Source organism: Oceanibacterium hippocampi (assembly GCF_900172325.1).
In the GTDB taxonomy this organism is placed as follows: Bacteria; Pseudomonadota; Alphaproteobacteria; order Sneathiellales; family Sneathiellaceae; genus Oceanibacterium; species Oceanibacterium hippocampi.
Map to the genome: position 1 here is coordinate 1,541,890 of NZ_FWFR01000001.1, position 20,331 is coordinate 1,562,220.

Consider the following 20,331-nt stretch of genomic DNA (forward strand, 5'->3'; position numbering starts at 1 on the left):
GAGCGATGCGCCGCCTTTCCGACATGCGCCGGCTGATGACCGTTCTGCGCCGCGACCAGCGCGGCACGACGGCGGTCGAGTTCGCCTTCGTCGCGCCGATCCTGATCGCGATGGTGCTGTTCGTCGTGGAACTCAGCCTGATGATGTTCGTCAACACGGTCGTCGAGGGCGGCCTTCGCGAAGCCTCGCGGATCGGCCTGACCGGCTACTCGTCCGAAGGCGTCAGCCGCGATCAGCTGATCGTCAACGTCGTCAACGAGCACAGCCTCGGCATGGTCACCGTCAATCTGGGCGACATCCATACCTACGTCTATCCGAGCTTCGCCGACATCGGCCAGCCGGAACCCTTCGAGGATGGCAACGGCAACGAGGCCTATGACGAGGGCGAGGATTTCACCGACATCAACGGCAACGGCGTCTGGGATCCGGACATGGGCAAGGCGGGTCTCGGCGGCGCCAGCGACATCGTGATCTACACGCTGGACTATGACTGGTCGTTCCTCACCAAGCTGCTGACCATCCCGATGCAGGCCAGCATCGTGGTCCGCAACGAACCTTACGGGACCTCGCCATGATGACCGTGACCGCACGTTGGCTGAGGCGGCTTCGTCGGAGCGAGAAGGGGACCGCGGCGGTCGAGTTCGCGCTCGTCGCGCCGGTCCTGGCGGGCCTCATGCTCTCCGGCTACGAAGCCTCGCGCTATATCTTCCTGACCCAGAAGCTCGACCGGGTCTCGTCGACGATCGCCGACATCGCAGCGCGTGGCGAAACGCTTTCCAATACCGAGGTCGATTCGATCTTCGATGCGGCCAATCACCTGGCCTCGCCGTATGATTTCGCGAACTCCGGGCGGGTGATCCTGACCGCGGTCCGGCTCGACGACGAGGACGATCCGCCGGTCGTCACCTATCAGCGGACCAGCGCCGGCAGCCTTTCGGTCAGCAGCCGTATCGGCACGCAGGGTGGCGATGCGGTGTTGCCGAACGGTCTCGTCCTGGATGAGGGGGCGTCGGCGATCTTCGCCGAGGTCTTCTTCGCCTACGAGCCGTTCTTCGGTGGCGACTTCGTCAACGCCTACACGATCTACAAGGTCTCGATGTACCGGCCGCGCTCGTCGAACCAGATGGTTCAGACCGGCGGCTGACCCGGCCGGTCGCCTCACCGGCGCCCGCGCCATTCCTCCCGAGCAATATCCGAGAGATGGACCGGCCCGCCGCAGTGCCCGGAGCCTTACTCCGCGATCCGCAGGTTGGCGAGTTCGTTGGCGATGGTCTTGAACGCCGTCGAAAGCTCGAGGCCGCTGTTGGCGTCGAAATAGTGCGAGCTGGAACTCGCGCAGTAGCGCATGAGGTCCTCGGCGTTGGCCGGCACCGACGATCCGAAGGCAATCGTGTAGATGATGATCGGGTTGTCCGGATCGGCCGCCTTCATGTTGTCGCAGATCTCCTCGGTACGGTCGTCGAGTTCGCCTTCGGCGGTATATTCGTTCGAGGTGCCGAGATGCCGGTCGCTCAGGAAGCCGTAGGCGTTGAGGGAGCTGCTGGAGATGTCGTTCTTGCCGTCGGTCAGCAGGATGACGGCCTTGTCCATCAGCGGCTCGTCATAGGGCAGCGGCGAATCCGCGGTGCCCCAGAGGCCCGACCAGCGCGGGCTGACGACCCGGAAACCCCAGGCCATGCCGGTCGCGATGTTGGTCCCGCCCTCGGCAACGAGATCGTCGATGGCCGCTTCGATCGTGCTGCGCGACTGGGTCAGCGGCGTGATCTGCTGCTTCGGACAATACTTGTTCGGACTGTCGCCGTTGTTGACGTTGTCGCGGAAGCTCGGGAAATCGTTCGAACTGTATGTCCAGGGATAGTAATAGGGCTCGAACGGTTCCACCGACGGCGGGTCGTCGGTCACGTCGCGGCCGTTGTCCCAGCGGGCGAAGACGCAGCCCTGCCACGCCATGCCCTCGATGCAGCGATTGTTCGACGAATCCCAGGAACGGTTGAGCCCGGTGCAGGAGCCTTGGCTGACGCCGCTGAGGATCGTCGCGCCGTAGATGCATTCGTCGCGCGACGAGTTGTAGATCGCCGTGCTGTTGAACAGCGACGAAGCGAGGCCGCTGTTGCAATTGCTCGAACTGACCCTGCTGCCGCGGGTACGACCCCAGATATAAGCGGAAGTATCGGAGTCGTTGTAGACATAGTCGAGACTGGCAAGCGAACCCGGCGCCAGCCAGTCGGTATGGGAGGCGCCGACATTCACCGCCGAGATGTAGGGGACGACGGCGATCCAGAGATTGTCGATCGAGGTCTTCTCGCCGTAGAGGATGCCGAGCAGCTCGTGTGCGGCCGCCTGCATGTCCTCGAGCTTGTCGTCGCTGTCCATCGAGCCGGTGGTGTCCATCACCAGGACCAGTTCGAGGCCGCGGTCGGCGCGCTCGACCACCGTTCGGGACTGCACGGTCATGTTGTCGATGCCGAGCACCCGCAGGAAGGTGGTCGAAATGCTCGCGGTCGCCGAGACCGTGACGGTGCCGGTCGCCTCGTTGGCGGTGATCGTCGGCGTCGAGAGGGTCGCGCCCATGTAGTTGGCGGGGAAATTGGCGTTCAGATACATCGTGATCTGGGCATCGCGGTCGTCATTGAAGAAGACCCGCCCGCCGGCAAGCGCCGCCGAATCGACCGCCTGATGAAGCCGCGCCTGAACGATATAGCCGCGTCCGGCGTCGATCGCGAGACCGGCCAGTCCGAACATCGGAACGATGGCGGCGGCGACGAAAATCGTGCTGACGCCACGCTCGTCGCGCGCGAGATTGCGGAACAGGCCGGGAATGAGTCCGATAAGCCGCGCCACCGGCATTGTGATCTCTCCATGAAAAGACCACCGGATTGTCCGCCGGAACACTTAACAAGTCATAAATCGGCAGGGGCCGGTGACTTGGTTTCGCGCCGGGTCGTCCCGTGAAGCCTGTCCCGGGTACATCGACGGTGGAGCGTTCAGATCGTCTGGACTAAGGAAGGGTCGAGTCGGGATCAATTCGTATCAATAAAATTTTAGGGAATTTCGGGTCAGTTTTGTCGATCTGTTTGACAGTGCTGTTTCGATTACTTGATCCGTCCTGTTCGACTGAACGGGGGTCGGTTTCCATTAACGCTTTGTTAGTAGGATGGGGGGTAAACCGATCTGGTCTTCGGAGTGAACCCTTAGGAGGTTGTAATGTTGAAAATTGTCCGTCGTTTCGTGAAGAACGAAGCCGGTGCTACCGCGATCGAATATGGCCTGATCGCCGCGCTGGTTTCCGTGGCTGCCATCGGTGCGTTGACCGCCATGGGCACGTCTGTCGAAGGCGCCTTCGACAGTGTCGCCAGCGCGCTCTGCACCGACGGCACCTACGACAGCGCCACCGACACTTGCTCCTGAGCAGCGTCGGTTCGTGCAGTTAGCTGGGCTAGGGGCGGTCCGAGGGGCCGCCCCTTCCCATTTCTAGCGGGCGTCGCCGTATTGCCGGCGCGCCGGATCGAGCGGCGCCATCATGGAATTGGCAGTATATTATCTTTCCCTGGCAGGCTTTTGTTTTCTCAATATCGTTGCCGCCATCGGTGACGTCCGCCGGTTCATCATTCCGAACTGGATCTCGATCGCGCTGGTCGCGCTTTACCCGTTTTATGCACTGACCACGCCGATTCCCTTCTCCATCACCCCAGCCTTTCTCGCCGCCGGGATTGCCTTCGGCGTCGGCTTCGCCCTGTTCGCGCTCGGCCTGTTCGGCGGCGGCGACGTGAAGATGCTGACCGCCGTCGCGCTCTGGGCCGGTTCCAGCCACCTGATGGATCTGCTGCTGGTGACGGTGCTCGCCGGCGGGCTGGTCGCCCTCGTCGTCGTTGCCTGCCATGCCGGGCGACGGATGCGCCGCTCGGCGACCGCCGGCAGCGCGCCTGGGTTAAGCGGTCGTCAACTATTTAACCATAAGATCGCTGTGCCTTACGGGGTAGGGATTGCCATCGGTGGCATTGCCCTTCTTGCCGAGATGCCGCTTCCCGGCCTCCTCGACTGAGAAAGAAAACGGTCATGGTACGTAAGCTGATATTGCTCGTCTTTGCCCTGATCATCGTTGGCGGTGGCGTCCAGGTCGCCCGGCTCACGCTGTTCAAGAAGGCGCCTGCGCCAAGCGGACCGGTCGCCGCGCCGGTCAAGGAGATCAACACCCAGGTTCTCGTCGCCGCAAAGCAGTTGCCGATCGGCGTCCTGCTGCGCGACGAGCACATGCGCTGGCAGGACTGGCCCGAGGATGCCGAGATTCCCGACATCTACGTGGTCAACAAGCGCCGCAAGATGGACGAATTCCTCGGCACGGTCGTGCGCCGGAACGTCGTCGCGGGCGAGCCGATCACCGATCAGCATGTCGTGAAACCGGGCCAGAGCGGCTTCCTCGCCGCCGCGCTCGAGCCGGGCATGCGCGCCGTTTCGGTGCCGATCAACGCGACCACGGGCATCGCCGGCTTCGTCTTCCCGGGCGACCGTGTCGACCTGATCCTGACCCAGGGTTTCGAGACCCCCGATGATCCCGACCGCGTGTCGCGGCTCGCCAGCGAGACGATCCTGAGCGATCTCCGCGTTCTCGCCATGGACCAGAAGACCGACGAGAATGTCGAGGAACCCGAAGTGGCGCGCGTCGTCACGCTCGAGGTATCGCCCGAGGGAGCGGAGGTCATTGCCGTCGCCGCCGATCTCGGCCGGCTGTCACTCAGCCTCCGCTCGCTGCGCCGCGAGGAGATCGAGGGGCCGACGCTTGCCAGCGCCGCGGATGGCACGGCCGTCGCACCGGTTGCGGGCGACGACGCGCTGCGCCAGATCGCGCCCGGCCTGCGCCCGCAGAAGGAGCGGAAACGCACCTTCACGCGTGACAGCGACGCGAGCCAGGTGCTCAACCCGCCGACCACGAAGGACGCCCAGATCCGCAAGGTCCAGGTCGTCCGCGCCAATGAGCTGAAGGAAGAAGAATTCAAACGGGGTGCCCGCTGATGAACAGGCTCCAGGCCATGGCGCGGCATTTCCTGCCGCTGGTGGCCGCGCTCACCTTCTCGCTGGCCTTGCCGGCGAGCGGCGCCGAAACGCGGAAGGCCGAGATTACCGGGACCGATCAGGAAGTCGCGATCGAGCTCGGCTCCGGCTCGCTGCTGCAGTTGCCGCGGCCGGCGGCCTCGGTCTTCGTCTCCAACCCGGAGATCGCCGACGTCCAGGTCCAGTCGCCGAAGATGATCTATGTCTATGGCAAGACCGCGGGCCGCACCGGTCTCTACGCGATCGACGAGCGCGGCAACGTCATGACCAGCGCCAACGTCACGGTCACGCACAATCTCAGCCGGCTCGAGGGCGAGCTTCGGCAACTGCTGCCGGCGACGCGGGTCCGCGTCGCCTCGGTCGGCAACTCGATCGTCCTCGAAGGCGACGTGTCGAACGTGGCCGAGGCCGAGGATGCCCGCCGGCTTGCCCAGCATTTCGTCGGCGAGGGCGAGATCATCAACCGCCTCGCGGTCCAGGGGGCGAGCCAGGTCAACCTGCGGGTCCGCTTCGCCGAGGTTTCGCGCACGATCAGCAAGAATTTCGGCTTCAACTGGGAAGCGCTCGGCAATGTCGGCAATTTCACCTTCGGCTTCGCCCAGGGCAGCGACATCAACGTCACGAACGGCGCCGTCACGCGGACCGGCAACGGCAGCAACATCGTCGGCTTCGCCAACGTCGGCAATTTCAGCATCAACTCGATCGTCGACGCACTCGAACAAGACGGCCTGATCACCATTCTGGCCGAACCGAACCTGACGGCCCTCTCCGGCGAGACGGCGAGCTTCCTCGCCGGCGGCGAATTCCCGATCCCGGTCAGCCAGGACGACAACACGACCGTCATCGTCTTCAAGGAATTCGGCGTTTCGCTGGAATTCACCCCGACCCTGATCGGCGACAGCCGGATCAGCCTGGTGGTCGCGCCGGAAGTGAGCCAGCTTTCCGCCGCCGGCTCGGTGCAGGCCAACGGCTTCTCGATCCCGGCGCTGACCACGCGGCGGGCCCGGACCACCGTCGAGCTGTCCAGCGGGCAGAGCTTCGCGATCGCCGGCCTGTTGCAGAACGGCTCGAACCACGACCTGTCGAAGACCCCCTGGGTCGCCGACATCCCGGTGCTCGGCACGCTGTTCCGGTCCGACAGCTTCATTCGCAACGAGACCGAGCTGATCATCATCGTGACGCCCTATCTGGTGCGCCCGGTCAATCAGCGGCTGGCGCTGCCGACCGACGGTTTCGTACCGCCGACCGACGTCGACCGCGTGCTCTTGGGCAGCCAGCGCCGGCTCGAGGGCGAGGGCGCGACCAGGGCGGTTCCGACCCCGCCGCGGCGCGCCGACACCACCGGTTTCATCCTGGAGTAATGCCATGACGGTGAACGGAATGCTCAGCAACGGCATCGGCGCACCGCTCCGCGCGGCCACGATCGCCCTGGCGCTCTTCGCCCTGGCAGGCTGCGAGACGGAAGCGGAGCGCAAGGCGCCTCCGGTCAGCGCCGAGAAGCCGATCGAGGTGCTGGAGATCGAGGCGGTCCATCAGGTCGCCTTTGCCGCCGGCACGAACGCCATCGGGCCGGAAGAAAGCGCCCGCCTGGACGATTTCCTCGCCCGCATGCGCGTGCGCTTCGGCGACCGCGTCGATGTCGAGGCCCCGCCCGCCGGGGCGCCGGCCGATCTCGCGCACCAGCGCTTCGCGGCCCTGATGGCGGCGCTGGAAGATCGCGGTGCGCGGCCGGTGGCGCGACGGACCGTGCAGCAGAGCGCAGCCGGGCTGCGGCTCTTCTATTCGCGCCACGTCGCGACGACGATCGACTGCCCGGGCTGGAGCGGCGATTCCGAAACCAACTTCAAGAACCAGATCACCCCGCGGGTCGGCTGCACCACGGCAGCCAACCTGGCGGCGATGGTCGACGATCCGCGCGACCTCGTGCAGGGCCGTCCGGGCAACGCCACGGAAGCCGAAAGGCTGGCGCGCGCGGTTCGTATCTATCGCGCCGGCGGCAGCAACCACAGGGTCGTCTCGAGCGGTTCCTCGAGCGGCTCCGGCGGCAGCTCGGACAGCGGCTCAAGCTCCGGCGGCAGTTCTTCTTCGTCTTCGTCCGAATGATCGGAAAGAGGTAGGCACACATGGCAAGCGCAACGGCTTCGAAGCGCAAGGGTTTCTTCTCTCCCGACGTCTGCGACGACTTCATGGCGTTTCTCGGCGACGAGAACGAGCTCGACATGGCGCGCCAGATCGCCGCCAAGCGGGCCTGGCCCGCGGAAGCGGTTCGCGATGGCGGCATGCACGAGGCGCTCGGGGTCATGAAGGGCGGCGCGACCGCCCGCGTCGTGCTCGTGGACGTCACCGGCTCGGAGGATCCGATCGCCGACGTCGAGCGGCTCTCCGCGTCGGTCGGGCAGGGCGCCTCGGTCATCGTGATCGGCAAGACCAACGACGTGAGCTTCTTCCACGACCTGATCGAGGTCGGCGCGGCCGACTACCTGGTCAAGCCGATCAACGCCCAGAAGCTCGAGAAGGCGATCGATCTCGCCTCCCAGACCGGCCGCGCGACGGGCCGGGGGCGCCAGCGGACCGGCCGGCTCACCGTTGTGCTCGGGGTTCGCGGCGGCGTCGGCGCGACGACGATCGCGACCAATATCGCCTGGATCATGGCGCACCAGTTCTCGCAGAAGACGGCGCTGCTCGATCTGGATCTGCATTTCGGGACGACCACGCTGTCCCTCGATCTCGAGCCGGGCAACGGTCTTCGCGAGGCGCTGGCCAGTCCGCATCGCCTCGACGAGCTGTTCGTCGCCAGCGCGATCGTCAAGGAAAATGACAATCTGAGCGTGCTCGGCACCGAGGAACCGGTCGAGGAAGCGGTCAATTTCAGCGGCGACGCGTCCCTCGAACTGGTCAAGCAGTTGCGCGGCAACCACAGCCAGGTCGTCGTCGATCTGCCGCGCGCCCTGATGGCGCTGCAGAAGCCGTTGCTCGCCGCCGCGGACTCGATCGTCCTGGTCAGCGACCAGACGCTCGCCGGCATCCGCGACATCAACCGGGCCCTGCACGCGATCGCCGATCTTGCCGGCGAAACGGCGGTGATCAAGGTCGCCGCCCGTGTCGGCGCCGATCGCAAGGCGCAGGTCGCGAAGAAGGATTTCGAGCGCGGCATCGGCTGCGAGATCGACTATGTGGTGCCGGAAGACGCCAAGACACTGACCATCTGCGCCAACGCCGGCAAGGCGATTCCGGCGGTTTCCGCCAAGTGCCAGGCGGCCGTCGTCTGTGGCGAACTGGCGCACCGGGTGTCGGGCTATCGCGAGGCGACGCCGAAGCGCAAGGGCCTGTTCGGCCTGGGCGGGGGTAGCGCCAAGCCGGTCAAGAGCAAGGCGGCGAAGGGCAAGAAGTAATGTTCTCCTGGCTGTCCTCCAAGGAGGGCGAAGACGTTCCGGCCGTCTCCAACGGCTCCCGCGGCGGGACGCAGCCGGAGATACAGGAACTCGCTGTCTCCATGCTGCCGCGTGTCGCCAAGGCGATCCTGCCGCAGTTGAAGGGCGGGGAGACGCGCGGGCGGCTGGCCCAGCTCATCAAGGGCGTGATCGCGGACATCGCCATCGAGGACCGCGTCGAGCTCAACCTGCTCGACCAGCGCAACCTGGTGACCGCGCTGCTCAACCGTTTCATCGATAGCATCGGTGGCGTCGATGCCCTGGCCAGGGGCGATTCCGCCGCGGCGGCACGCGAGCCCGAGGACTGGGCTGATCCGGGCCTCGAGCCGGACGAGACGCCGGTCCGCCAGATCTCGCCGGAAGCGGCCGCCCAGGCCAACGCCCTTGTGCTCTACGAAGAGAGCGACGGGGACGACGAGAAGGCCCGGCCGAAAACCAAGATCGAGGTCGCCAAGGAACATCTGCAGCCGTTGCTGCTCGAACGGATCGACGCGGGGCTGGCCGCCAAGATGGACCGGGTCGACCTGCAGCGCGACGTGTCCAGCATCGTCGGCGAGCTGATGCAGGAAGAGCAGATCCATCTGAACCAGCGCGAGAAGCGCGAGCTCGTCGACGACATGATCAACGACATGCTCGGCCTCGGCCCGCTGGAGGAGCTGCTCGCCGACGACCGGGTCACCGACATCATGGTGAACGGCCCGAAACAGGTCTATGTCGAACGCGGCGGCAAGCTCGACCTCACCAAGGTCGAGTTCCGCGACAATGCCCATGTCATGAGCATCGCGTCGCGGATCGTCAGTCGCATCGGCCGCCGCATCGACGAATCGGTGCCGCTGGTCGATGCCCGCCTGCTCGACGGCAGCCGGGTCAACATCATCATTCCGCCGCTGGCGATCGACGGACCGTCGATCTCGATCCGGAAATTCGCCAAGAAGAAGATCACGCTCGACGTCATGGAGCGGCAGGCGAACCTGTCAGCGCAGATGGCGACGGTACTCCGCATCGCCTCGCGCTCGCGCCTCAACATCCTGATTTCCGGCGGCACCGGTTCGGGCAAGACGACGCTGCTGAACGCGCTCAGCCGGCTGATCGACTCGCGCGAGCGGATCGTCACCATCGAGGACGCGGCCGAGCTGCAGCTCCAGCAGCCCCATGTTGTCCGTCTCGAGACCCGGGCGCCGAACCTGGAAGGCACCGGCGAGATCACCATGCGGCATCTTCTGAAGAACACGCTCCGCATGCGGCCCGACCGGATCATCCTCGGCGAGATCCGCGGCGAGGAGGCCATCGACATGCTTCAGGCCATGAACACCGGCCATGACGGCTCGCTGTCGACGATCCATGCCAACCGCCCGCGCGAGGCGCTGACCCGGCTCGAGAACATGGTCGGGATGTCGGGCATCAACCTGCCGCCGCGCGCCGTCCGCACGCAGATCGCTGCCGCCGTCCACATGATCGTGCAGATCAGCCGCATGCGCGACGGCATCCGCCGGATCACGCATATCAGCGAGATCGTCGGCATGGAGGAGGACATCATCTCCATGCAGGACCTGTTCTGGTTCGAATACAAGGGCGAAGACCGCAACGGCCGGCTGGTCGGCGACTTCGTCTCGGGCGGCGTGCGCCCCCATTTCACCTCCCGGGCCGCCTATTACGGGCTCGAACAGCTGCTGGTCGAGAATGTCTGATGCAGATTGACCTGAACGACGCGACGACGATGCTGGTGGTCCTCGGCGGCGGCTTCGCCGTCCTGGTCATGTTCCTGCTGTTACTGACCGGTGGCGACGACAATGCAAAGCGGTCGCGGCGCCGGCTCGACAAGATGCGTGACGACAATGTCTCGGTGGTCGCCGTCGGCCACGGCTCGGCCCGCCGTCACGAACAGCACAGCGGTATTCCGGCCCTCGACAGGGTGCTGCGCGAGATTCTGCCGAAGCCCGACATGCTGCGCGCGAAGCTGGAAAAGACCGGCCGCGAGATCAGCATCGCCGAATTCGTGCTGGCCGAGATCCTGTTGGTCGCGCTGATCAACTTCCTCGCGATCTGGTTCTTCGGACTGCCGCCGCTGCTTGTCGTTCCCGCGGCCACGGCGGCCGGGATCTACCTGCCCTTCTTCGTCATCAACATGATCGGCGCCCGGCGGATCGGCCGCTTCGTGCAGAACTTTCCCGAGGCGATCGACCTGATCGTCCGCAGCGTGCGCGCCGGCCTGCCGATCAGCGAGGCGATCAACGTGGTCGGCCAGGAATCCCCTGACCCGGTCGGGGTCGAGTTCCGCAAGGCGTCCGCGTCGATGCGTATCGGTACGGGTCTTGAAGAGGCGCTCTGGGAGATCGCCAAGCGCGTCGACGTGCCCGATTTCAAGTTCTTCATCATCGCCATTGCCATTCAGCGGGAAACCGGCGGCAACCTCGCCGAAACCCTCGCCGGCCTGAGCGCGACGCTGCGCAAGCGCCGGCAGATGAAGCTCAAGGTGCGGGCACTGTCGTCGGAGGCCCGGGCGAGCGCCTGGATCATCGGCTCGCTGCCGTTCGTGATGTTCGGCATCCTGCTCCTGGTGAATTCCGAATATGTGCTGCAGCTCTTCCAGGACCCGCGCGGCCTGGTGATGAGCGGGGTGACGCTCGGCCTGATCGGGATCGGCGTCATCGTGATGGCCAAAATGGTCCGGTTCGAGATCTAGGGCAGGAGAGCGGGTATGGATCTTGCGGCAATGCTGCCTGACGGCATGACTGGCGAACAGGGCATCTTCCTGTTCGGCCTGCTGGCGCTGATCGGCGTGGTCACGATGGTCTGGATCGGCCTGACCGAACGGGATCCGCTGCCGGCCCGCATCAAGGCCCTCGAACAGCGCCGCGATGTCCTGCGCGACGGGCTGAAGAAGCCGGCCACGCGGCGCCGGGCGCGCGACGAGCAGATCGGCATGATGCGGAAGGTGGTGACCCAGCTCCGGCTGATGCGCGGCAAGCAGGCCGAGGCGATGTCGCGCAAGCTCGCCCGCGCCGGCTATCGCTCGAAGGATGCGCTGGTCGTCTTCCTGTTCGCCAAGCTCGCCATGCCGTTCATCGCCGGCGTCGCCGGCCTGCTGTGTTTCTATTACCTCAATCCGTTCGACCTGAAGGCGCCCCTGCCGCTGCTCTGCGCCATCGTCTCGGTGGTCGTCGGCGCCTATGTGCCGGAAGTCTTTGTGAAGAACGCGACCCAGAAGCGTCACGACAACATCCGCAAGGCGCTTCCCGATGCCCTCGACCTGCTGGTGATCTGCGCCGAGGCGGGACTCAATCTCGATACCGCGCTGGACCGGGTGTGCCGCGAGATGGCGCGCTCCGCCCCGGAACTGTCGGACGAATTCGGCCTGGCGGGGGTCGAGCTCACCTTCCTGCCCGAGCGTCGGAAGGCGCTCGACAACCTTGTCGCGCGCTGCGACCTGCCGGGCATCAAGGGACTGGTGGGAACGCTGGTGCAGACCGAGAAATACGGCACGCCGCTGGCCCGTTCGCTGCGTGTCCTGTCGAGCGAACTTCGCGACGAGCGGCTGATGCGGGCCGAGGAGAAGGCGGCGCGTCTGCCGGCGGTCCTGACCGTGCCGATGATTGTCTTCATCATGCCGGCGCTGTTTGTCGTGCTGATTGGCCCTGCCACGCTGCGCGCGATCGACGCCCTCAGCAAGGGCTTCTGACGATCGTCACCTGACCGCTTGCCGGCCGGAAGGCAACGACAGAGGCGACGCCGCGCGCGGCGCGGGCGTCGGATTTGATTTCATTTCAATCTACGGAGAATGGCGCGACCTGTCGCGCGCCGCCGCCGGGCCTCAGCCTTCGAGCGGCCAGCACTCGACAGTGCGTGCCCGGAAGCTGTCGCAAAGCGCGACGGCATCGGCCGGCTCGGCGAAATCGCCGACCCGGAGCCTGTACAGCATCCCCTTGCCGGCGCCCAGGTCGACGCTCTGGTATTTCGGCGCCAGGTCGGTGAGCAGGTCGGCGTGGATGTCGTGCAGCGATTTCCAGGCGACGCGGGCGCGGTTCTCGGTCTTGTAGGCGCCGAACTGGACGCTGGCCGCCGATACCGTGGTCACCGGCATCTGTCTGGCGGCGGCCTCGGCGAAAACGCTGCGGTAGGTCGCGGGGGCGGGTGCCGCGTCTTGCGATGCGGCGAAGGGCGGTTTCGCGGCTGCCGGGGTCGCCGGAGCGGTCGGGGTCGCCTGCGCAGCCGCTTTCGGGGCGGGCGCCGACGCCGGCTCGGCCGGTTCGGCCGTAACGGTCGGGCTTGCCGGGGCGGGGCCCGGTGCTGCTGCTTCCCGCCTGCGATCGAAGATCGCGACACAATCCGCGCCGGCGGCGCGAAGCGCCTCGCACAGGTCGTTGGCCTCGGCGCGGCGGGCATATCCGCCGACGCGCAGCCGGTAGACCGTTCCGGACTTGTCGGTGCCGACCTCGGCGAACTGGATGAAATGCGGCTGGCCGGCGAGCAGGTTGCCATATTCGGCGCTCAGCTGGGTCCAGCCCTTTTCCGCGTCGTGCTCGCTCAGGTAGGCGCCGAGCTGGACGGCATGGCCGCCCGCGGCGGCGGATGTCGTGCCGCCTGTCGTGGCGGGCTCTGTCGGCGCGGCGGGCTCTGTCGGCGCGGCGGCCTGAACGGTCGGGGCCGGCGCGATCGGTGCAGGGGCAACCGGCGCGGGGGCAACCGGTGCCGGGGCGACAGCGGCCGGGGCGAGCGCCGGAGGCGAGGCAAGCTCGGCGCTGGGAGCCGCGGCCACCGGTACCGCCGGCATCCGCATCCGGCCTTCGCCGTGGATCGCCCGGCGCGCCGCGTCATCGTCGTTTTCGCGGCGAGCGCCGAGCCGGTCGTCGTTGATCAGCGAGGCATCGCCGGTCCGCTCGGCGAGCCCGTAGGCAAGCGCCAGGGTTTCCCGGTGGCGGTCGGTGGCGGCCGGATCGCGGGCCACGCTTTCGAGCAGCGCGATGGCTTCCTCGTGCTGGCCGGACAAGGCCAGAGACATCCCCAGATTGTTCTTCAGCGTCAGGCTGTCGGGACGAATTTCCAGTCCGCGCCGATAGGCCTCCTGCGCGGCGAGATTGTCGCCGACGCTGTCGTAGGCGACGCCGAGGCCGTTCAGCGCCTGGTGATCGGCCGGTTGCCGCGTCAGCAGAACGCGGAATACCTCGGCCGCGTCATAGTAGCGCCCGCCCTCGAGCAGGCTGTAGCCGAGGCCGCGACGGGCAGGCGCATTCTCGGGCGCGCGGGCCAGCGCCTCGCGGAAGGCGGTTCCGGCGTCCTTGTGTGCGCCGAGTTCGCGGAACAGGCTGCCCAGCTCGATCAGCGGTTCGGGCAGGTTCGGCTTGACCGCATGGGCCTTCTGGAAGAACAGTACGGCCGCGCCCGGGTCGCCGTTCTCGCGGCTTGTCGTGCCGAGGCGCATGAAGTTCTCGTACTCGAGGCGGGCCGCCGCTTCCGGACTGGTCGGTTTCGCCGGTGCGGCGGTCGCGGCGGGCTGGGCCGGCGCCGGTTCGGACTTCGCGAAATCGAAGAAATTCTCGATGCTGGTGCATCCGGACAGCATCACGGTCACCAGCACGCTGGCGAGAATGGCCCGGCCGGGACCGGTGGCGGCGTCCTGTGCGGTCGGGCGCGAGAACGTTTGGCTGGTCATGTCAGGCCTCCCAGACCCGGTAGCAATCAAGGCCGCGGGCCTTGAGTTCCTCGACCATTTCGCGGGTTTGCGTGGCATCGCCGAAGCTGCCGATACGCAGGCGGAAGCGGATCCCGCGGGAATCGCCGAGATAGACCGGCTTGATTGTCGGCTGGTAACGCAGCAGTTCGTCGTGGCGTTCGATGATGGCCTGCCACGCCGTCTCGGCATCGGCTTCGCTGTCGAAGGCGCCGAACTGGACGAAATAGCGCCGATGTTCGTCGGCGATCCCGATCTCGGGGTCGCCCGCGGGCTGTCTTGCGATCGTTTCCGGCAGGCTCTTCAGCGGTGCCTCGTGGACCGGCAGGAGTGCGGCCGCAGCGCCCGCAGGGGCCGGCTCGTCAGGCGCCGCTTCGGCGGACATGCTGGCGGCCGGGTCGGCGCTCTTCCCGGCGGTCGTCGGGGCCGGTCGGGAAACCGGTCCCGATTCGGGCGGGGTTTCGCTGGCGGCGACAGGCGCCGAGAGGCTGAGGGCGGCCTCGACCGGGCGGGCGGGCGCGGCCGGTTGGGCCGCGACATGGCCGTCGTTCCGGCCGGCGAGGTCGCGGGCGATAGCCAGCGTGCGACGATGCTGGGCGGTGGCCGCTGGATCGGCGGCGACGGCCTCGAGCAGCGCGATCGACTGGTCGAACTCACCGCCAAGCGCCAGCGAGAGGCCGAGATTGTTGCGTACCGCGAGATTGTCCGGCTCCAGCGCCAGGGCCTGGCGATAGAGCGCGATCGCGGTGCCGTTGTCGCCGATCCGGTCGTAGGAAACCGCGAGCCCGTTCAGCGCCAGCACGTCGCCCGGCGCGCTTTCAAGCGCGCGACGGAACTCTTCGCCGGCCTGGAATGGCTTGTCCTGGGCGAGCAGGTTGTAGCCGACCTCGCGATGCGCCGCGGCATTGCCGGGCGCAAGTTCAAGGATCCGCATCTGGACCTGGATGGCATCGCCATTGCGCCCGCTTCGGCGCAGCAGCGTTCCCATGGCGGCGAGCGGCTCGGTGCGTGCCGGTTCGATCTGGTGTGCCCGGGCATAGAGATGGAGCGCGGTCGCGAGGTCGCCGTTCGCGTGGGTGGTCTCGGCGACCCGCATCATCACCGCGTAGTCGCTCTCGGCCGCGACCGCCGTGCCCTTCGGGCTTTGGGCAGGGATTGCCGGGACGTTGAGGCCGGGCAGTTCGATGCCCGCCTCGCGCAGGACCTCGCAGCCGCCGAGCGGCACCGAGGCCGCCAGCATCGTCACCGCCAGTAAACGCTTTCGCCACGTGTCGTGCATGTTTGGCATCACCAGTCCAACCGGATCGCGGAACGCGGTTGCCGGTCGATCGTGACCGGTCCCCTACGGGCGCACAGGATGCCAATGCAGCGTAAAGAAAGCTTTAAATGCGCCGGAAACGGGCGAACCGGCTCAGCGGCGGGGATGGCTCTGGGCGGGTTGGGTGATCGGCTTTACCCGGATGGGCGACGCCGTCGGCGCCTGGGCCTGGGGTACGGGCCGCCCGGCGCCGGCGACGAACGAGCGGAACAGGCCGCCGCGGATCTGCGGCGGCAGCGATTCCACGAACATGGCGGTCTTTTCCTCGCCCATCGCGGTGACGAAGGTCGCGATGGCGATGGTCATGATGGCGCTGCGGAAGCCGTCCTCGTCGACACCCATCTGGGTGCAGCGATCGACGATGGCGAAGATCTCGGCGGCGACGATGCGGTTCTGCTCGTCCGGTCCGAGCGCCTGCCGAGGCTGCTGGGGCTGATGCATGCCGGCGCCCTGCGGAGCGTTCATGGCGGTCTCCGATGGTTGTTCCTGTCTCCCCGTCAGACGGTCCGCTGCGCTTGCCTGTGACGGCGGCTATGGCCGCGCCGCCCTATTTGCTAGAGTGGCCTCCAAGAGGAACCAGAGATGGACGACAACGTTACCGCCTTCGCCGCCGCCACCGAGCAACCGGACGGGTCGGCGCATGGCCCCATTCCGCTCGGCGGGCTGCTCGACCATCTGGCGATCGGGGTATTCCGCTGTTCGGCCGACTGGCGGCTGCTTGCCGCCTCGGACAGCTTCGCCCGCCTGCTCGGCTATCCGTCCGCCGCCGAGCTCACGCGCGACGTCGTCGATCTCGAGGCCGATCTCCCGGTCTTGCTGCGCCGCGCCGATCCGTTCGCCGATGCGCCCGACCGCGATGACGGGGTGCGGAATTTCAACCTGCTGGTCCGACGCCACGACGACGGCGAGAAACGCTGGATCGCCGTCTTCCTGCGGCCGGTGCGCGACCGGACCGGCGCGCTGCTTTACAGCGAGGGTGTCGTCAAGGATGTCACCGAGCGCCGCAACGCGGAGGCGGCGGTGGCGCGCAGCGAACGGCGGCTGCGCGACTTCGCCGACGTCTCGGCCGACTGGTTCTGGGAACTCGACCGCGATCTCCGCGTCACCCATGTCTCGCCCGGCGCCCGCAAGGAGAGCGACGACGTCCGCTACCGCTTCGTCGGCAGGACACCGCGCGAGATCGTCGGCGGCACCCGCGGCTTCGAGGACTGGGAGCCCTGTCTGCGGGCGATCGAGGAGCACGAGCCGGTTGCCGCCTACGGCCTGCGGGTCGCCATGCCGAGCGGCGGCACTGTCTGGGTGGAGGCCAGGGGCAAGCCCTGTTTCGACGACGACGGCACGTTCTCGGGCTACCGGGGAAGCTTCCGCGACATTTCCCCGATCGTCGAATCGCAGCATGAATTGCGCGACAGCGAGGAACGTTTCCGCCGCCTCGCGGCGGTCACGCAGGAGGCGGTCTGCATCTTCGAGAACGAGCGCATCGTCGACGCCAACCTTGCGTTCGCGACCTTGTTCGGCTATCGCCCGGCCGAACTGCCCGGGCGCCATCTCGGCGAATTCCTCGCCCCGCAGGTCGGCGGCGCGCTGCCGCTCGTCCTGAGCGAGATCCTGAACGGCGACAGCACCGAGACGATCGGCATCCGGCGCGACGGGCAGAACATCCCGATCGAGCTGCGCGGCCGTTCCATGCCGTTCGGCGGACGGGTTGTCCGGGCGCTCTCGGTGCGCGATCTGACCCGGCTTCGCCATGTGGAGGAATCGCTGCGCGAGCGCGAGGAACTGCTTCGCAAGGTGCTGTCGCTCGTCCCCTATTCGATCTTCTGGAAGAACCGCGATCTCGTCTATCTCGGCTGCAACGACGTCTGTGCCCGTGAACTCGGTCTCGACGATCCGGCCGCGGTGGTCGGGCGCTCGGACGATGAGCTCGAGACCGACCCGGTGCTCCGGGCGGAATGGCGGGAACTCGCCCGGATCTGCCTCGAGGGCCGCCCGGTTTACGAGCACGAGTTCGAACGCCGCGACCCGGACGGCAGCGTGCGCACCTTCCTGCTTTCGAAGGCGCCGATCCATGATCGCCAGGGCCGGGTGGTCGGGCTGGTCGGCGTGATCGCCGATGTCACCGAACGGACGCTGGCCGAGGACGCGCTCCGCGAAAGCGAGGAGCGCTACCGGAAGATCTCCGAGATCGCCTCCGATCTCATGTACAGCTATCGCTACGATGCCGACGGCTCGGTTCAGTTCGAATGGCTGGCCGGCTCGATCTCCGACCTGGACGGGGAGAGCGAACAGGACCACTTCCGGGCCGGCGACTGGCTCAGTCTCGTCCACCCTGACGATCATGAGATTGCCTTGCGGCGCCGGGAGAAACTGCAGGCCGGGATCCCCTCGGTCGACGAGTTCCGCGTCGTCCTGCCACGGGGCGGCGTGCGCTGGCTTCGCGCCCGCGGTGATCCGCAGCGGGATGACGAAGGCAGGATCCAGCGTGTCATCGGCGCGGCGGAGGACATTACCGCGGAGAAGAACGCGGAGGCCGCGCTCCGCAAGGCCAAGGACCTGGCCGAGGCCGCCAACAACGCGAAAACCCGCTTCCTCGCGGCGGCCAGCCACGATCTCCGCCAACCGGTGCAGGCGGCGCTGCTGTTCGCCGACGCCCTCGGCGGCATGCTCGAACGCCCCGGAGACCGGTCCGCGCTGGCGCGCCTGCGCAGCGCGCTCGGCGATGTCGAGGGGCTGCTCGAGGCCCTGCTCGATATTTCGCGTTTCGAGGCCGACCTGATCCGGGCCGACATGCGGGTCGTCGATCTCGGTGCGATCATCTACCGGCTGGCGCTCGAGTTCCGGCCGCAGTTCCAGCGCCGGGGGATCACGCTCGACGTCGTTCGAAGCTCGGTCTCGGTGATCGCCGATCCCAACCTGCTCGCCAACATCCTGCGCAATCTGCTGGCCAACGCGCTTCGCTATACCGAGCGCGGCCGGGTCCTGTTCGGCGTCCGGCGACGGGCGGATGCCTGTGTCGACATCGAGGTCTGGGATACCGGGCCGGGCATTCCCGAAGACCAGCGCGAGGCGATTTTCGAGGAGTTCCGGCAACTCGGGAACGAGGGCCGGGACAAGTCCCAGGGTCTCGGTCTCGGCCTCTCGATCGCCCGCCGGACGGCGCTCCTGATGGGGCACGGCATCGGCCTCAGAACCTGGCCGGGGACGGGCTCGGTCTTCGCCCTGACCCATGTCGCGCTGGCGCCATCGCAGTCGAGGTCGCGGGCGTCTGCCCCCGCCGCGCCCGATGTGCCGCCGGCCCGGTTGCCGAAACAGGCGCTGGCCGGACGCCGGATCATGATCATCGACGACAATCGCCCGGTGCTCGAGGCGACCGGCGTGACGCTCGGCAATCTCGGGGCGGAGCCGATCCTCTGCGAGAGTCTCGACGAGGCGGTCGTGGCGCTCGCCGGCCCGGGCGGCCCGCCGGAAGCGATCATCGCCGATTACCGTCTCGGCGACGAGCTGACCGGGGCCGAGGCAGTCGACGTCCTGGAGGCGATGAGCGGTCGTGATTTCCCGAGCCTGCTGGTCACCGGCGACATTGCCCCGGCCCGCCTGGTCGCGGCCAGCGCCAGCGGACGGCGCATGTTGAACAAGCCGGTCTCGGCGGAGACCCTCGGCAAGGCCGTCATCGACCTCCTGGCGGCGCGGCGCCGCGTACCGGCGAGCGGTGCCGCCGGACGCTAGCGGGCGCGGGAGCCGACGGCGGCGTCTCAAAGTGTTAGTCTGTCGACGCGGGTGCCGTCCGAAAGCGGCGCTCCGGCGAACCCGCTTCTGCGGGCGCAGACAAGAACAGACCAGACAGGGAGCAGATGGAATGATGAAGAGACTTGCGTACGGGCTATCGATCGCGCTCGCGCTCGGCACCGCCGGCGCCGCGGCCGCGGACGTTTCCGAGGCCTGCAGGACGGTCCGCTTCTCCGACGTCGGCTGGACAGACATCACGGCCACGACGGCAACGACCTCGGTCGTGCTGGAGGCGCTCGGCTACGACCCGAAGATCCAGATCCTCTCGGTTCCGGTGACCTATGTGGGCCTGAAGAACAAGGATATCGACGTCTTCCTCGGCAACTGGATGCCGACCATGGAGGGCGACATCAAGGCCTACCGGGAGGACGGCTCTGTGGAGACCGTCGGCGCCAACCTGAAGGGCGCGAAATATACCCTCGCCGTGCCGGCCTACGTCGCCGAGGGCGGCGTCAGGAGCTTCGCCGACCTGGCCGCCCATGCCGACAAGTTCGACGGCAAGATTTACGGCATCGAGCCCGGCAACGACGGCAACCGCCTGATCCAGGAGATGATCGACAAGGATGCCTTCGGCCTGAAGGACTTCAAGCTTGTCGAGAGTTCCGAGCAGGGCATGCTGGCGCAAGTCAAGCGGGCCGCCCGGAAGAACGAATGGGTGGTCTTCCTCGGCTGGGAACCGCACCCGATGAACGCCAATTTCGAACTCGCCTACCTGGCGGGCGGCGACGACTGGTTCGGTCCCGATTTCGGCGGCGCCACGGTCTATACCAACGTTCGCGCCGGCTATCTCGGCGAATGCCCGAATGTCGGCAAGCTGCTCACCAACCTGCAGTTCACGCTGGCCATGGAAAACGAGATCATGGGCGCCATCCTCGACGACAAGAAGGAACCGGAGGATGCCGCCCGGGCCTGGCTGAAAGCCCACCCCGAGACCCTCGACGGCTGGCTCGACGGGGTTACCACGACCGCCGGCGAGCCCGGGCTGCCCGCCGTGAGGTCGGCCCTCGGCCTCTGAGCCACACCGCGATGAGCGCCCGCTCGCCCGACCGGCCCTTCCGGCCGGGCGAGCGGGCGGGCTG

General features: G+C 67.1%; 17 protein-coding genes. 13 read left to right on the forward strand and 4 right to left on the reverse strand.

Translation table 11 applies throughout. The annotated features are described in order from the left end of the window. The first annotated feature begins 5 nt into the window (after positions 1-5). Positions 6-575: a TadE/TadG family type IV pilus assembly protein gene (locus OCH7691_RS07295; RefSeq protein ID WP_085882684.1), complete on the forward strand. Its 570-nt coding sequence runs from the start codon at positions 6-8 to the stop codon at positions 573-575. Then, entirely contained in the window at positions 572-1,144 is a 573-nt protein-coding gene (locus OCH7691_RS07300) for a TadE/TadG family type IV pilus assembly protein (protein WP_085882685.1), read from the forward strand. The genes OCH7691_RS07295 and OCH7691_RS07300 overlap by 4 nt, the downstream gene beginning before the upstream one ends. Positions 1,145-1,230: 86 nt before the next feature. Here OCH7691_RS07300 and OCH7691_RS07305 read toward each other — a convergent pair whose 3' ends face one another. Beyond that, the gene (locus OCH7691_RS07305) at positions 1,231-2,847 is read right to left on the reverse strand and encodes a TadE/TadG family type IV pilus assembly protein (protein WP_085882686.1); all 1,617 of its coding nucleotides are present in this window, start codon (positions 2,845-2,847) and stop codon (positions 1,231-1,233) included. A 357-nt stretch (positions 2,848-3,204) separates the two neighbouring features. On the opposite strand from OCH7691_RS07305, the gene OCH7691_RS07310 reads away from it, so the two are divergent. The 9 genes from OCH7691_RS07310 to OCH7691_RS07350 all read left to right on the forward strand — a co-directional run bounded on the left by OCH7691_RS07310 (position 3,205) and on the right by OCH7691_RS07350 (position 12,159). Next, a complete protein-coding gene (locus tag OCH7691_RS07310; protein WP_085882687.1) occupies positions 3,205-3,408 on the forward strand; it encodes a Flp family type IVb pilin in 204 nt (67 codons plus the stop codon). A 112-nt stretch (positions 3,409-3,520) separates the two neighbouring features. Further along, positions 3,521-4,042, forward strand: a complete 522-nt coding sequence (locus OCH7691_RS07315; RefSeq protein ID WP_085882688.1) for an A24 family peptidase — start codon at positions 3,521-3,523, stop codon at positions 4,040-4,042. A gap of 14 nt (positions 4,043-4,056) precedes the next feature. Next, positions 4,057-5,010, forward strand: coding sequence for a Flp pilus assembly protein CpaB (cpaB, locus tag OCH7691_RS07320; protein WP_085882689.1), 954 nt, complete (start codon positions 4,057-4,059; stop codon positions 5,008-5,010). Then, positions 5,010-6,410 (forward strand): type II and III secretion system protein family protein, encoded by a 1,401-nt coding sequence (locus OCH7691_RS07325; RefSeq protein WP_085882690.1) that lies wholly within the window; start codon positions 5,010-5,012, stop codon positions 6,408-6,410. The genes cpaB and OCH7691_RS07325 overlap by 1 nt, the downstream gene beginning before the upstream one ends. Positions 6,411-6,414: 4 nt before the next feature. Continuing rightward, on the forward strand, positions 6,415-7,152 hold the full coding sequence (locus tag OCH7691_RS07330) for a CpaD family pilus assembly protein (RefSeq protein ID WP_085882691.1): 738 nt from the start codon (positions 6,415-6,417) through the stop codon (positions 7,150-7,152). Between the two features lie 20 nt (positions 7,153-7,172). Next, positions 7,173-8,441, forward strand: a complete 1,269-nt coding sequence (locus OCH7691_RS07335) for a CpaE/TadZ family protein (protein WP_085882692.1) — start codon at positions 7,173-7,175, stop codon at positions 8,439-8,441. Next, on the forward strand, positions 8,441-10,168 hold the full coding sequence (locus OCH7691_RS07340) for a TadA family conjugal transfer-associated ATPase (RefSeq protein ID WP_217807842.1): 1,728 nt from the start codon (positions 8,441-8,443) through the stop codon (positions 10,166-10,168). Before OCH7691_RS07335 ends, OCH7691_RS07340 begins: the two co-directional genes overlap by 1 nt. Further along, positions 10,168-11,163 (forward strand): type II secretion system F family protein, encoded by a 996-nt coding sequence (locus tag OCH7691_RS07345; protein WP_085882693.1) that lies wholly within the window; start codon positions 10,168-10,170, stop codon positions 11,161-11,163. Before OCH7691_RS07340 ends, OCH7691_RS07345 begins: the two co-directional genes overlap by 1 nt. Before the next feature lie 15 nt (positions 11,164-11,178). Further along, positions 11,179-12,159 carry a type II secretion system F family protein gene (locus OCH7691_RS07350; RefSeq protein WP_085882694.1) on the forward strand — a complete coding sequence of 327 codons (981 nt, stop codon included), beginning with the start codon at positions 11,179-11,181 and terminating at the stop codon, positions 12,157-12,159. A 132-nt stretch (positions 12,160-12,291) separates the two neighbouring features. Here the strand turns inward: OCH7691_RS07350 and OCH7691_RS07355 are convergent, their stop codons facing one another. From OCH7691_RS07355 to OCH7691_RS07365, 3 genes are all read right to left on the reverse strand, one after another. Continuing rightward, the gene (locus tag OCH7691_RS07355; protein WP_176244956.1) at positions 12,292-14,130 is read right to left on the reverse strand and encodes an SPOR domain-containing protein; all 1,839 of its coding nucleotides are present in this window, start codon (positions 14,128-14,130) and stop codon (positions 12,292-12,294) included. 1 nt (position 14,131) lies between these two features. After that, positions 14,132-15,427 (reverse strand): SPOR domain-containing protein, encoded by a 1,296-nt coding sequence (locus OCH7691_RS07360; RefSeq protein WP_176244957.1) that lies wholly within the window; start codon positions 15,425-15,427, stop codon positions 14,132-14,134. A gap of 132 nt (positions 15,428-15,559) precedes the next feature. Then, a complete protein-coding gene (locus OCH7691_RS07365) occupies positions 15,560-15,931 on the reverse strand; it encodes a hypothetical protein (RefSeq protein WP_085882697.1) in 372 nt (123 codons plus the stop codon). Between the two features lie 117 nt (positions 15,932-16,048). Here OCH7691_RS07365 and OCH7691_RS07370 point away from each other — a divergent pair, with 117 nt between their 5' ends. Together OCH7691_RS07370 and OCH7691_RS07375 are read left to right on the forward strand one after the other, a co-directional pair. Next, on the forward strand, positions 16,049-19,192 hold the full coding sequence (locus tag OCH7691_RS07370) for a PAS domain S-box protein (protein ID WP_085882698.1): 3,144 nt from the start codon (positions 16,049-16,051) through the stop codon (positions 19,190-19,192). 133 nt (positions 19,193-19,325) lie between these two features. Continuing rightward, positions 19,326-20,267 (forward strand): choline ABC transporter substrate-binding protein, encoded by a 942-nt coding sequence (locus OCH7691_RS07375; RefSeq protein ID WP_085883555.1) that lies wholly within the window; start codon positions 19,326-19,328, stop codon positions 20,265-20,267. Positions 20,268-20,331 lie beyond the last annotated feature (64 nt).

Coding starts and splice junctions, on each gene's coding strand:
- OCH7691_RS07295 (WP_085882684.1), top strand. CDS start 6: ATGCGCCGCCTTTCCGACATGCGCCGGCTGATGACCGTTCTGCGCCGC.
- OCH7691_RS07300 (WP_085882685.1), top strand. CDS start 572: ATGATGACCGTGACCGCACGTTGGCTGAGGCGGCTTCGTCGGAGCGAG.
- OCH7691_RS07305 (WP_085882686.1), bottom strand. CDS start 2,847: ATGCCGGTGGCGCGGCTTATCGGACTCATTCCCGGCCTGTTCCGCAAT.
- OCH7691_RS07310 (WP_085882687.1), top strand. CDS start 3,205: ATGTTGAAAATTGTCCGTCGTTTCGTGAAGAACGAAGCCGGTGCTACC.
- OCH7691_RS07315 (WP_085882688.1), top strand. CDS start 3,521: ATGGAATTGGCAGTATATTATCTTTCCCTGGCAGGCTTTTGTTTTCTC.
- cpaB (WP_085882689.1), top strand. CDS start 4,057: ATGGTACGTAAGCTGATATTGCTCGTCTTTGCCCTGATCATCGTTGGC.
- OCH7691_RS07325 (WP_085882690.1), top strand. CDS start 5,010: ATGAACAGGCTCCAGGCCATGGCGCGGCATTTCCTGCCGCTGGTGGCC.
- OCH7691_RS07330 (WP_085882691.1), top strand. CDS start 6,415: ATGACGGTGAACGGAATGCTCAGCAACGGCATCGGCGCACCGCTCCGC.
- OCH7691_RS07335 (WP_085882692.1), top strand. CDS start 7,173: ATGGCAAGCGCAACGGCTTCGAAGCGCAAGGGTTTCTTCTCTCCCGAC.
- OCH7691_RS07340 (WP_217807842.1), top strand. CDS start 8,441: ATGTTCTCCTGGCTGTCCTCCAAGGAGGGCGAAGACGTTCCGGCCGTC.
- OCH7691_RS07345 (WP_085882693.1), top strand. CDS start 10,168: ATGCAGATTGACCTGAACGACGCGACGACGATGCTGGTGGTCCTCGGC.
- OCH7691_RS07350 (WP_085882694.1), top strand. CDS start 11,179: ATGGATCTTGCGGCAATGCTGCCTGACGGCATGACTGGCGAACAGGGC.
- OCH7691_RS07355 (WP_176244956.1), bottom strand. CDS start 14,130: ATGACCAGCCAAACGTTCTCGCGCCCGACCGCACAGGACGCCGCCACC.
- OCH7691_RS07360 (WP_176244957.1), bottom strand. CDS start 15,427: ATGCACGACACGTGGCGAAAGCGTTTACTGGCGGTGACGATGCTGGCG.
- OCH7691_RS07365 (WP_085882697.1), bottom strand. CDS start 15,931: ATGAACGCTCCGCAGGGCGCCGGCATGCATCAGCCCCAGCAGCCTCGG.
- OCH7691_RS07370 (WP_085882698.1), top strand. CDS start 16,049: ATGGACGACAACGTTACCGCCTTCGCCGCCGCCACCGAGCAACCGGAC.
- OCH7691_RS07375 (WP_085883555.1), top strand. CDS start 19,326: ATGAAGAGACTTGCGTACGGGCTATCGATCGCGCTCGCGCTCGGCACC.